Origin of the sequence: Brevibacterium aurantiacum, from assembly GCF_007558825.1 — a bacterium.
GTDB lineage: Bacteria > Actinomycetota > Actinomycetes > Actinomycetales > Brevibacteriaceae > Brevibacterium > Brevibacterium aurantiacum_A.
In genome coordinates, this window is record NZ_VLTK01000005.1 from 271,190 (window position 1) to 283,818 (window position 12,629).

11 protein-coding genes are annotated in these 12,629 nt (G+C 59.2%); 7 read left to right on the forward strand and 4 right to left on the reverse strand.

All coding sequences use genetic code 11. From position 1 onward, the window contains the following. Positions 1-34: 34 nt before the first annotated feature. Positions 35-2,293, forward strand: coding sequence for an aminodeoxychorismate synthase component I (gene pabB, locus FO013_RS11005; RefSeq protein ID WP_222103604.1), 2,259 nt, complete (start codon positions 35-37; stop codon positions 2,291-2,293). Further along, the gene (locus FO013_RS11010; RefSeq protein ID WP_143922580.1) at positions 2,290-3,066 is read left to right on the forward strand and encodes an aminotransferase class IV; all 777 of its coding nucleotides are present in this window, start codon (positions 2,290-2,292) and stop codon (positions 3,064-3,066) included. Before pabB ends, FO013_RS11010 begins: the two co-directional genes overlap by 4 nt. A 41-nt stretch (positions 3,067-3,107) precedes the next feature. Here FO013_RS11010 and FO013_RS11015 read toward each other — a convergent pair whose 3' ends face one another. Then, complete coding sequence (locus tag FO013_RS11015) at positions 3,108-3,686, reverse strand: zinc-binding dehydrogenase (protein ID WP_260848098.1); 579 nt, start codon at positions 3,684-3,686, stop codon at positions 3,108-3,110. 141 nt (positions 3,687-3,827) lie between these two features. On the opposite strand from FO013_RS11015, the gene FO013_RS11020 reads away from it, so the two are divergent. Beyond that, a complete protein-coding gene (locus FO013_RS11020) occupies positions 3,828-5,402 on the forward strand; it encodes a hypothetical protein (protein ID WP_143922581.1) in 1,575 nt (524 codons plus the stop codon). On the opposite strand, the gene FO013_RS11025 is transcribed toward FO013_RS11020, so the two are convergent. Continuing rightward, on the reverse strand, positions 5,388-6,131 hold the full coding sequence (locus tag FO013_RS11025) for an aspartate/glutamate racemase family protein (RefSeq protein ID WP_143922582.1): 744 nt from the start codon (positions 6,129-6,131) through the stop codon (positions 5,388-5,390). The two genes, FO013_RS11020 and FO013_RS11025, sit on opposite strands and share 15 nt — an antisense overlap. A 105-nt stretch (positions 6,132-6,236) precedes the next feature. On the opposite strand from FO013_RS11025, the gene FO013_RS11030 reads away from it, so the two are divergent. The 4 genes from FO013_RS11030 (at position 6,237) to dctP (ending at position 10,704) form a co-directional block, all read left to right on the forward strand. Next, positions 6,237-7,181 carry a LysR family transcriptional regulator gene (locus FO013_RS11030; RefSeq protein ID WP_143922583.1) on the forward strand — a complete coding sequence of 315 codons (945 nt, stop codon included), beginning with the start codon at positions 6,237-6,239 and terminating at the stop codon, positions 7,179-7,181. After that, positions 7,181-7,717: a TRAP transporter small permease gene (locus FO013_RS11035; RefSeq protein ID WP_143922584.1), complete on the forward strand. Its 537-nt coding sequence runs from the start codon at positions 7,181-7,183 to the stop codon at positions 7,715-7,717. Before FO013_RS11030 ends, FO013_RS11035 begins: the two co-directional genes overlap by 1 nt. A 23-nt stretch (positions 7,718-7,740) precedes the next feature. Next, entirely contained in the window at positions 7,741-9,285 is a 1,545-nt protein-coding gene (locus FO013_RS11040; protein WP_143922585.1) for a TRAP transporter large permease, read from the forward strand. 138 nt (positions 9,286-9,423) lie between these two features. Next, entirely contained in the window at positions 9,424-10,704 is a 1,281-nt protein-coding gene (dctP, locus tag FO013_RS11045; RefSeq protein ID WP_143922586.1) for a TRAP transporter substrate-binding protein DctP, read from the forward strand. A gap of 98 nt (positions 10,705-10,802) precedes the next feature. Here the strand turns inward: dctP and FO013_RS11050 are convergent, their stop codons facing one another. After that, positions 10,803-11,717: a glucose 1-dehydrogenase gene (locus tag FO013_RS11050; protein WP_260848099.1), complete on the reverse strand. Its 915-nt coding sequence runs from the start codon at positions 11,715-11,717 to the stop codon at positions 10,803-10,805. After that, positions 11,662-12,618: a carbohydrate kinase family protein gene (locus FO013_RS11055; protein WP_143922587.1), complete on the reverse strand. Its 957-nt coding sequence runs from the start codon at positions 12,616-12,618 to the stop codon at positions 11,662-11,664. The genes FO013_RS11050 and FO013_RS11055 overlap by 56 nt, the downstream gene beginning before the upstream one ends. Positions 12,619-12,629: the final 11 nt, after the last annotated feature.

Consider the following 12,629-nt stretch of genomic DNA (forward strand, 5'->3'; position numbering starts at 1 on the left):
GAGCTCACGGACAGACTGAGACATCGGCAGATCAGTGATACGCACGCTGCTCATCGACAACTACGACTCGTTCACCTACAACCTGTACCACTACCTCACTGAGGTCAACGGCTGCCCACCCGTCATCGTGCCCAATGACTGGAAGGACTGGAGCATCGGTGCCCTCGAGGAGTTCGACAATGTCGTAATTTCCCCAGGACCCGGGTCGCCGGACAAGTCCGACGACTTCGGGATCTGCGCCGAGGTGATTGACGATGCGAGAATTCCCATCCTCGGTATCTGTCTGGGGCACCAGGGGATCGCCCTGGCTCACGGTGGAACAGTCGCTCACGCGCCTACTCCACGGCACGGGCGGCTCTCGGAGATCCGGAATTTCGGCGTCGATCTCTTCTCGGGAATTCCGCCGACGTTCAATGCGGTGCGCTATCACTCGCTGGCCGTCACCGATGTTCCAGAGGTGCTGGAGGTGACTGCCTATTCCGACGACGGAGTCATCATGGGGTTGCGTCACCGCACTCTTCCGCAGTGGGGAGTCCAATTCCACCCCGAATCGATCTCCACCGAACACAGCCTGGCGCTGCTGGGCAACTTCGCGCGACTGACCCGGGAGTGGACAGGCGGAGAGACTGAAGCCTCGAACACTGGGACTTTGAATTCCGGGACTCCAAGCTCCGGCACACTTGACCGACCCGAGCCAGTCACAATGGCGCTTCAGGTAGAAGCTTTGGAGCTGTCAGTGCCGGACGAGACCATCTTCTCAGCGCTTTACGGAGACGAGGAAGAAGCCGTCTGGCTCGATGGCAATGACCCGAGCAGGAGGTCATCGAGATTCAGCATCATGGGTGCGCCCACCGGAGCTAATGGCCGAGTCGCTACGGCAGATACGTCCACCGGCACGATCCGCATCCGCCACACCGGACGTGCTCCAGTCGACCCGGCAGATGCGGAGACAACAGTCAGCAGCGGCCTCTTCGACTGGCTCGAGGCCGAGTTGGACACCATCGACGTTGAGTCTCCGGCACTGCCCTTCGATTTTCGCCTCGGCTGGGTCGGATACCTGGGATATGAGCTGAAGTCCGAGGTTGGTTCTCGCAATCGGCACCACTCTGAACTGCCAGATGCCTCCCTGATGTTCCTCGATCGCGCCGTCGTCATCGACCACCTTGAGTCAAAGGTCTACCTACTGGCGCTCAACGGACTCGGCTCGTCACTAACAGACTGCGAGACCTGGTGCGCACAGACGAGGGCGGCGATCCAGGACCTCGCTTCTGACACCCCGTTGACTCCACAGGGGCTGGCAGCCAGCCCTGGAACCCGAAACGCCGTTCCCAACGCGACGTCTCTGGCGGCCCGGCATTCCCGCAGTGAGTACCGGGACAACATCGAGCGCGTGCTGGAGAAGATCACCGACGGCGAAACCTACGAAGTCTGCCTAACCAATATGCTCGAGGCCGAGATGGAGGTGGACACCGAGCTGGACACGCTGGGCATGTATCTTGCGTTGCGATCAGACAACCCCACCCCATTCGGTGCCTATCTCAAGTCCAGGAAAGCCACCGTCCTCAGCACCTCGCCCGAACGATTCGTGCGCATCACGGCCGATGGTCGCGTCGAATCAAAGCCGATCAAGGGCACCCGGGCACGTGGTGACACGGAGAGTGAGGACGTTGCGGTCCGCGACGAGCTCGTCCACTCGGAGAAGGATAGGTCGGAGAACCTCATGATCGTCGACCTTGTCCGCCATGACCTCGGAGCCACTGCTCAGCTCGGATCCGTGTCGGTCGATGAGCTCTTTGGCATCGAAACCTATGCCACCGTCCACCAGATGGTCAGCACGGTCAGTGCAGTCCTCGACCCCGAGAATTCCCCGGTGGCGTGTGTCCGAGCGGCCTTCCCACCGGGGTCGATGACCGGGGCGCCGAAGCTTCGGACGATGTCGATCATTGACGAACTCGAGACCGGTCCCCGCGGCGTCTACAGCGGTGGAATCGGATACTTCTCACTCAACGGGGCCGTCGACCTCAGCGTGGTCATCAGGACGCTGGTCGTTGCCGATGGCACCGTTCGGTACGGGGTCGGTGGCGCAATCGTCGCCCTCTCTGACCCCGAGGACGAATACGTTGAAACCGTGGCCAAGGCCGCTCCATTGCTGCGACTGTTCGACGATGCCGCATTTCCCGGCGCGGTTGAGGCCATGCCGCTTGGTCACGGTGTGAGCGGTGCAAACCTCGATCACGAGGAACTCATCAATGATCACGAGGAACCAGTTGATAGGGAAGGCACCGCGACATGAGGAGCTGGACTTGGGACCCACTGCCCAAAGATTTCGTGTCGAGTGGTGCAACCGGTGAACTCCGACTCGCAGATTCCTGGTTCGTCGGTGATGGCAGAGTCCGCGCGTTCGACGGGCATCGCCGACGATTCAGCAAGGCTGCTCTCGAGCAGGGTTGCACTGATGCGGACTCGACCGACTTCTGGACAGCGCTCATCGACCTCATTCCGCGTACGGGGGAGTGGTTCCCCAGAGTCGAGGTCCTCGGAGATGTTGCTGGACCAGTCCTCGGATTTCGGCTGAGACCTGCACCGCCACGCACCGACGAGCTCAGTGTGTGGATTCCACCGTTCTCGGATCCGCGTCGACACCCACAGACGAAGGGACCGGACATTGCCCTACTCGCTCAGATGCGTGCCCAGGCGTATGAGGAGCACGGCTGCGACGAAGTTCTGCTCGTCAACGAAGAGGGCCTCGCTGTCGAGTCGGCAACCTCGAGCCTGCTGTGGTGGGAGGACGAGACGCTGTGTGTTCCGCACCCGGACCTGGGCCAACTCCCAGGTGTGACCACATCACTAATCCAAGACGAAGCTCGCAGACGGTCTATCAGCATCGAGTATCGACGGGTACAACCTGAAGATCTGTCCGGACACGAGGTATGGCTCGTCAACGCCCTGCACGGAATCCGGCGGATCCGAACTCTCTCCGGCTCATACGATTCCGTTGCCGGCCCTGCGCCGGAGTGGTTTTGGGAATGGAAGCAGTGGCTGGATGCGCAGGCAGAACCGTTTTGAGGGCCTGTTAGTTCGGCGGTAGCTACGCTGTGTCTGCTCCATCACTCCAGACTTGGCACCAAGAGCACCTTCCCCGCATCACCCGTGAGCAGATTGAGTGCCTCGTCGGCGGCCGACAGCGGCAGGTGGTGGGTGAAGAGCCAGTCGAGGTCAAGTCGTCCGGACTTCAGCAACAACATGAGTTGATCCCAGCTCTCCCACAGACGCCTGCCGTAAATTCCTCGCAGGGTGATGCCCTTCCTGTTGATCCAGCTCGCGATGTCGATCTCCGCCGGCTGGCTCGGGTGACCGACAGCGACCACGGTGGCCTCATTCCGCAGCGCCTCGAATAAGGTCGGTAGCACCCCATGGACACCAGAGACTTCGAATGCGACATCGAAACCACCGCGCGCCCCTGCGACCTCCCGACAGATCTCGACAATGTCATCGGACGGGTGCAAGACTTGTGCACCGAGGTCGCGAGCCTGCCCCTGTCGAAACGGATTGGGCTCAACGACCACGACGTTGGCTACGCCCATGGTCAGCGCGATCTTCGCGATGACAAGTCCAACCGGACCGCAGCCGTTGATGAGGACGGCGTCGGATTCAAGATCGACGAGGTCGCTTGGGTTCAAGAGCACAGGGAAGCTGTGGAAGGCCCATCAAAACTGCGTCATTGAAGTCGTGCAGGACAAAGTCGGCGGCAACGAGCTCGTGGTCAACTACGGCGATAACTATCAATCGAACTTGCAGATAAGGCAAGACTGCTTAATCATAGAAGAATGACATCAGCCGATGACGTTCTCTCAAGCAGAGACTACAGCGAAGCTATTCGTAAAGGGCACAACGAAGTTTGGCATTCGATGTTTGCCAGCTTCACCACTATTGCTCTCATGAGCATTCTGATAGTGTTTGTGGCTGGGGCGGTTGAAAAACTCTTAGCTGGAAGCGCAGTCATTGATAGCAATAATCCTATGACACTCGTTGTGTCAGGATTCAAGGTTATTGTGAGCATGTTCTCTGGATATGAAGGATTGCAAGTTGTCGGGGTTTTGGCTACCATCGCGATCGCACAGACTGTGTCATCTCGATCATTGCTCGGGGAGGTCAGTGAACTTCCACAGAGCGATCGTGTGATTGAAGGAACTGGGCCATTGGAGGTCAAGAAGGCAAGCAAGCTGCAGCGGGTTGTATTGATCGCCGTGTTCTTCAGTGTGTTTATGACTTCAGCGATTATTCTGTTTTCTGTGGTGATGTTTACGATCGGCAGTTTTCCTGCAGGTTCAGTTTCGGTTATCTTGGGGGTATTTCTTACATTTGAAACTGTTAGATTCTTTGCGGGATACAGGGATATCGGGGAATTTAAACGAGACGTGTCCGGGCGCAGGGAAAGTGCGTTTAAGGATTGGAGCAGAAACTATGATCCGCCGAGCTGGATGCCGAGGGTTTGGTACCTTGGATTCGCGTCGTGTTTGATTCTTCCGTTTTTGCATTCACTGTTTTTGGGGTATGCGGACGCGGCATTTAACGTCTTGATTTTTACTGTATTTGTGTCGTTGTTGTATTTCGTAGTGTTCATTATAGTGGCACGCGGGGTAGTCGATATCAATCGAAGCTCGAGATTGATGGTGAGGGGCCTGTCGACCGTTCTTTCGGTGATGTTTTGGTTAGCTTCAACATTAGCCGTACTTGAATTTTTAGGTGCTGATCACGTTGCGTCCGGGAGTGTTGTTGTCGTCCAGCTGTTCGCGATTCTGTGTTTAACGGTGATTATGCTCTTTCGCGTGTGGGGAGAAACGCGATGGCTGGTCTTCAAGGGGTTCGGTACTGATTACGTCCGCAGGCTCGGTAGTAGGAGCGAGCGTGAGATTCTGCTTCGGGTTAAGGGCAGTTGGAATGAATCGAGAAGGATGTTGTCATTCTGGGCCAAAATTGTGGTCGTTGCTATTGCGATCGTTTTTGTAATATCTATCGCAATTTGGGATCTACCACCTAAGGAGTCAGTATCTTTCGTGATTTTGATGCTTTTGGGATGCCCGGCCAGTTTCGTCGCCCGTTGGAGCGGAATGTTTGAGAAGTTGGCCTGCTTCGGTGGCGCTCTACTGATTCTCATTGCTGCTAGCCGGTTATTATATGCAATGGGTCCAATCGGGCCCACTTATTCTCAGATTTGTTTCACTGTGATGTTAATGATATTTATCGTCGTTTGTTGGGACCGCCAGAGCTATTTTGCCCCGTTTCGGGCCGTACTGATTCTGCTAGATTCTATTGTTGTCCGCCAATTGGAGGAATTCGAATCAGAGCAGGACCGTGTGAATTCAGCTTCTGAAGGGCGGATAAATTCAGCGATCAGCTAATAGCCGTTGATTCGCTATTTTGCTGGTGCTTGACTTGGATTCCGCCAGCATCCATTCCACAATCGCCGCCACGTGCGCATCCACCGAGTCGATGGCTGGCAGGGGAGCGGACTCCGGCGGCACCAGCAGGCCGATCTCCGTGCACGATAGTGCCACCGCATCTGCACCGCGAGCTTTGAGGTCCTTCATGATCTCGACATATCGGGCACGGGAGGCATCGGTGAAGACGCCTTGGGTAAGTTCGTCGAAGATGATCTGATCGACCTCGAGACAGGTCTCCTCATCGGGGACGAGCGTGCGGATGCCCTGCGCCTCGAGTCGGTCGGTGTAGAAGCCGTCGAGCATCGTCCATTTTGTGCCGAGCACCGCCAGAGTCGAATGGCCCTGACGTTTGGCCATCGTCGCAATCGCATCGACGATGTGGATCAGGGGCGCATCCACCGCGGCCTCTACTGCAGGTGCGCACTTGTGCATGAGGTTGGTCGCGATTGCCACTGCCTCGGCGCCACCATGGACGAGTCGCTGTGCCGTTGCGGCCAGGGAGGCATCCATACCCGCCCAATCCTCGGCGACCTGCATGTCGCGGATATCGGCGAAGTCGGTTGAGTCCAACAGGATCTGTGCAGAATGATGCCCGCCGAGACGCTCAGTCACAGCCGAGTTGATCTTCGTGTAGTACTCGATGCTCGAGTGCCAGCTCATTCCACCCAACAGTCCGATCCTGCGCATAGTTTGTCTCCTCGTCCTCGTGTATCAGTGCTTTCCCTCCAGTCTCGTCCGATCCAGGGACTCCCGGTAGGCCCAGTTCCCTCTGCCATGACATAACCTGGACTTATGGCAAATGTGTTTGAGCAGGCGCTCGACGTCGGCGAACCGAAACGTCTGCTGATCTTCGGCGCGATCGCCGAGGCAGGAAGCATCGGAGCAGCCGCACGCGAACTCGGCTGGTCACAACCGGCACTGTCCCAACACATGAACGCGCTCGAGAAGGACCTTGACGTCAAACTCTTCGAACGCACCTCTCGAGGTATCGTCCTCACCACCGCCGGCCAACTGACACGCATCCGCGCGAACGAAATAGCCACCTCGGTGACGGGGCTTCGAGGAGACCTGGCCAGAGCGTTCGGCCTCGGCGGACGCAATGTCCGACTGGCTGGATTCCCCAGCTTCGTCATCGGCCCCTTGGCGGCAGCCTTGGGAAGTCTCGCATCATCCTCCGGCGCGGGCAGCGATTCCGTCCAGCATCACTCCTACGAGGTTGCCGAAACAGAACCGCCCGAAGCCATGACTCTGTTGGAGGAAGGCGAGATCGACGTAGCCTTCTTGTTCCATCACGAAGATGAGGAATCTCCAAGCCTTCCTGCTCACGACACGGTCGATCTCGGGGCCGACCATCTTGACCTGTTGGTCCCCGAACGATGGAACCGAGCTGGACAGATCACCCACCTCAGCGATGTCGCAGACCTGCCGTGGATCATGGGCTGCGTACGCTGCCGCTCCACCGCCGAGCGTCTCTGCCGGCGCGCGGGCTTCGAACCACGCACACGACACATCACGGACAACCCTGGTGCGATCCAGTCGCTCGTCTCCAACGGACTGGGCGTTGCCCTTCTGCCACGCAGCGCCCGTCGCTACTCCCAAGTGGCCGGCATCGACCCGATCGTCCTCGACGAGGCCGGGGCACGCAGAGTCACCGCGATGATCCCCGATGGACTGCGCTCGACATCAGAGGTCGAGGATCTGTTGAATGCGCTTCGCGCGGTGGAAGTCGCAGTGTGATGCTGACGTTCACGAAAGTCCTCAACAAGTGCCTGACGATCACCACGGCAGCAGCGATCATCATCATGATGCTCCACATCGTCATCCACGCCCTCGCACGTTCCCTCTTCGACGCCCCGATCTACGGCACCAACGAGATCGTCGAATACTGGTACCTGCCGATCGTGGCACTCCTCGGCATCCCGGCCGCCCAACTGCAGAAGGAACACATCACCGTCACCATGGCCATCGACCGGGCACGGCCATTCACCGCCTCGGCGTTCACAGTCTTCGCCTGCATCCTCGGCGTCCTCGTCTCCCTCGCTTTCGCCTGGTTCGGTCTCATGAAGGCACTCGAGAACATGGCAATCGGCTCGACAGCTGACGTCTCCGACATCATCACCTGGCCGGTCTACTTCCTCGTCCCGATCGTCTTCGTACTCCTAGCCGCGCTCTACGTCCTCGACGCCGTCCTCATCGCCCGGACTAGCGAATCCGAGCTCGACCGTGCCACGGGCAGACCGGCCGAGCACGACGCCGAGAACAGAACATACTGACGAGCTGCTGACGGAAACGACCTGTGAACGCAGATACTGATACCTCGACCGCTGGCCCAACGCCGGACGGCGGCCCGCCGACTAGCCCCCAGCTGCTGCCATCGGGTTCCCGCAGGAAACCGCCCGGCGCCCTCGCTCTGATCATCGGCTTCGGCCTAATCGCCATCTGCCTGATCGGCCTCTTCACCAGCCCCTCGGCGGCAATCGGAGGCGCCTGGTGCATCGCGATGATGCTGGTGTTGCTGTTCCTCTCCGTGCCCGTCGCCATCGCCTTGTCCGTGCCTTCGATCATCGGCGTCTACGCGGTCAGCGGCATCCCCGCGACCATGAATATCCTCTCGACGGCACCCTTCAGCGCGGTCTCGGACTGGACGCTGAGCGTGCTGCCGATGTTCATCTTCATGGGCATGCTGCTCACCCAATCCGGACTCTCTGGCAAGATCTACCAGGTCGCCGACCACTGGTTCTCCTGGCTGCCCGGCGGCATCGGCATCGGCACGAACTTCGCCGGCGCCGGACTCTCGGCAGTGACCGGGTCCACCATCGGCATGACCTACGCGCTCGGCCGTGCCGGCATCCCCGAGATGCTCAAGGCCGGCTACGACAAACGCATGGCCGTCGGCACGATCATGGTCTCCGGAATGACCGGCAACCTTATCCCACCGTCGATCCTCATGGTCATCTACGCCGGCATCGCCTCGGTTCCCGTGGGTCCGGCACTCATGGCCGGTGCACTGCCCGGGATACTCCTGGCGCTGTGCTTCGCCGTCTTCATCTTCGCCTTCGGAGTCATCGCTCCGAAACTCGTCGGCCGCGGCGTCGACACCGCCGACCGCACGACTCCCACCTGGCGCCAACGACTGACCTCACTCGGCGGAGTCTGGGGTTTCCTAGTCATCCTCGTCGTGCTCTTCGGCGGCATGTTCTCCGGCATCTTCACCCCCACCGAGGCGGGAGCCGCGGCCGCGCTGTGCTCTGTTCTGCTGTGCCTGTGGGAAAAGCGGGGCGACCATCCCTGGCGAAAGATCGCGGACTCAGCGCTGGCTACGGTGTCGGCCACCTCGGCGATCTTCTTCATCATGATCGGTGCGACGATGCTCACCAGCCTGCTCGCGATCACGGGGCTGGCCCCCATCCTCACCGGATTCATCACCGACCTGGGGCTTTCGCGGGTGGGCTTCCTGCTCGTGCTCATCGTCCTCTACGTCATCATGGGCATGTTCTTCGACACCATGTCGATGATGCTGCTGACCATCCCGATCCTGCTGCCGACGCTCGAGACGATGGGGGTCAGCCCACTCTGGTTCGGTGTCTTCGTCGTCCTCCTCGGCGAATTCGGCATGATCACCCCGCCGGTCGGCATCATCCCTTACATCATCCACAACATCGTCAAGGACAAGGCCGTCAACCTCGGGCACACCATCACGCTGCGCGACATCTTCATCTCCCTGCTGTGGTTCCTCCCCGTCGCTGTGGTCTTCCTCGTCCTTCTGGTCGCCGTACCAGGCATGACCGAATGGCTGCCGGACCTCATCGAGCGCACCAGCGGCGGCATGGCAAGTAGCTGACCCTCGCCGAGGTGGCCCTGCTGGTCCGTCGTGCGTGCTGTCGCGGGATTCAGAGCGGTGTGAGGGGAGTCATAACAGGGTGGACTCATTCAGATCTATGATCGAAGGAAACTCTCAGTCGTTGTTCAAAGGGGTCCCATGAATCGCATTCGGTCGGCGTCAGTCCGCCCTCTCACCGCCATCGCGACGGTCGCGTCGCTGGCGCTTTTGGCCGGATGCGCCGGATCTGTCGGCGGGAGCGATTCAGACTCGGATGCCTCCGCAGGGGAGGGCTTCGCCTACGACGCGCCACAGGATGAGATCGATGAGGCTCTGGCCGATCTCGACCCGGTGACCCTGAAGTTCCAGCCTTCGGCGATGTCGGAGAAGTCGATCCTCGCGCCGAACGGGCTCGATGTGAAGAAGGCGATCGAGGAGCGTTCGGGCGGAAAGATCACCGTCGACATCGTCTGGGGTCAGGCGATCGCCAGCTACGCCGACGTCGATGACGCTTTGGCTGACGGGCGAGTCGATCTCGCGTTCACGCTGCCGTCCTATACCCCGGCCGAATACCCGGCCTTCGATGCGCTCGGCACAGCCATGTCGACTCTGCCGTCTTCGCCGGTGGCCAGTGATCTGGCCGCGAATGCCGCCGGTGTCCAGGCCGCGTGGGAGACACCCGAGGTGCTCGCCGAGTTCGAGGACAAGAATCTCGTTCCCCTCATCCCGATGCTCGCCGCTGGTGGGTATTCCACAATGTGCTCGAAGTCGATGACGTCTCTCGATGATTGGAAGGGCAAGCAGCTGCGTGTCGGTTCGGCCGCCGCCGGTAAGCAGGTCACCGATCTGGGAGCCACTCCGGTGTCACTGTCGTTCCCGGAGACCTATGAGGCGCTGCAGCGCGGAACCGTCGACTGCGATCTCGGGCAGCTCGCCCCGAACGTGGAAGCCGGCACCTTCGAGGTCGCCCCGAATATCGGAGTCGCCTCCGATGCGGGAATCGCGCGCTCTGCCGGTGCCATCACAGCCGGGAAGAAGTACTCGGAGCTGCCGGTGGCCTATCAGCAGATCGTCTTCGACTCGATGTCGACGACGTTCTCCACCATGATGGAGGTCGTCATCGGTGCCAAGGCGATGGCCGTCGAACAGGCGAAGGCCAACGACGGATCGGTTGAGCCCTTCGACGATGATGTGCAGAAGCAGATGGCGAAGTACGCCAGGACGCTCTCGGATAAGACCGCAAAGAACGCCGGCGTTCCTGATGCGCCGTCGACGTTGAAGACCGCAGGGGCCGACTGGCAGAAGAGCGTGACCGAGCTCGGTTACGAGGACAAGGGCGACTTCGCTGATCTCGATCAGTGGTACCCGAAGGACGCGAACTACGACGAGCTCGGAACGCAGCTCTTCGAGAAGGCCATGGCCGGACACCGGCCGGAGTGAGGTAGGGCGGGGGACTGACGCCTAAACGAGTGTCATTTTCCCTGGTGCTTCAAACAGAAGCTCATTCCTCAGGCAGTGTCTCAGCTGTTTTCACTGACTCACCAGCAGACAAAGCCTCCGTCCACCACAAGATCGTGGCCGTTCATATAGGCTGACGCGTCACTGACCGCGAACGTCGCCGGACCGGTGAGATCGTCGACGGTACCCATTCGCCCTAGCGGGATTCCTGAAATCCATTCGGCTCGCTTTTCGGCGACTTCATCACGTTCAGTCAGCGGAGTGAGAATGTAACCGGGAGATAGCGAATTTACGCGTACACCCTGGGGTGCCCATTCCACTGCCAACGATCGTGTCAGATGTGCGACGCCAGCTTTGGAGGCGTTGTAGTTGGGTTGCAGGAGACCCTTGTTTGCGATGATTCCCGACATTGATGCCATGTTGAGAATAGTTCCGCGCCCACGTTTCAACATCACTCTGGCCTCAGCTTGAGAGCTGAAGAAGACACCAGAGAGATTGACGTCTATGACATTTCGCCACCAGTCAGCCGGCATGTCGACTGCGGGCACTTCACCGCGGGCGATGCCGGCATTATTGAACGCGATATCCAATTCCCCGAGTTCGGAGTCGACGCGTTTAACCGCGTCGTTGACGGCGTCCTCTTCGGTGACGTCGACAGACAGGGCCAGGCTCCGCATTCCGATCGATTCGACTTCGCTGGCCGTGCGAGCAGCGGTATCCAAGTTCGTGTCTAAGATGGCCACATTTGCTCCGGCTCGTGCCCAGGCAAGTGCAACAGCACGGCCAATCCCTTGACCAGCTCCGGTAATGAGGCCAGTTTTCCCCTCAAGACTGAATGGATTACTCATTGTGATGCCTTCCCAATTTGTCATATTGCGGATTGAAGAGATGCGGATACGGAGGAAGCGGAGTGCCGACAGGTATTGACCTGCGATCGTCTTAAAGCGGTCTTCGGGTGTTGGTCGTGCGGAACTCGTCGACCCGTTTTCGATCAAGCACGACCGCATCTGACCCGAGGCCGGTGGCCATCAGACTGCCGCAGGCGAGTGCAAAATTGGCAGCATCTCGCGTCTCTGCTCCTTCTATGAGCGATGCGATGAATCCAGCTGAGAATGCGTCTCCGCAACCCGTTGTGTCGATGACGTCAACGTCAAAGGCAGGTATCCGGATATCGCGATTGTTCGTATCGCTGATACTTACGCCGTCAGGACCCATCGTGATGAGGACGTTTTTGACGCCGGCGTTGAGATAGTAGTCGATGGCCTGTTGTCGATCATTTCCTGAGCCTGCGATGTAATACGCATCGTCATCACTTGGAAGGAGATAGTCGACGTAGGGCAGGCACGGTTCGATGGCACTACGATCTGCAGCAAGAGAGGATCGACTGGGAATGAAGTCCATTGTTACGACGATCCCCAATTTCTTGGCTGTTCGAAGGAAGTTCGCGCTGGGCTGGCCGTCGATTCCTGGCAATAGGCCAGTGCCTCCGAGATGAAGGACTGAGATGCCTTCGAGCAGTTCTGCGTGCAGGTCCTGCTCGCCTAGCTTTCCATTGGTGCTGACAACATGTAGTGCAGGACGACTGCCGTCTTTCCGAATGGGAAGGATAGTTGCCGATGTCGGTGATGACGGATCTATTCGAAGGTTCATCGTCGATACTCCAGCCTCGCCCATCTGCGAGGTGATGAAACTTCCAAGCGCGTCGCTGCCGACCACCCCAACCGTAGACACGTCAGCACCGAGGTGAGCAAGATTGACCGCTGTCGCCGCAGCAGTACCCGCCACTGTCAACCGAATTTCGTCGAGCAGTTGGATGCCTTGTCCATCCGGGATGGATTCGACATGTCGGCCGAGAACGTCGGCCAAATGCATGCCAACCGTGAGTACGCGTGTCATGAGAGTCTTCC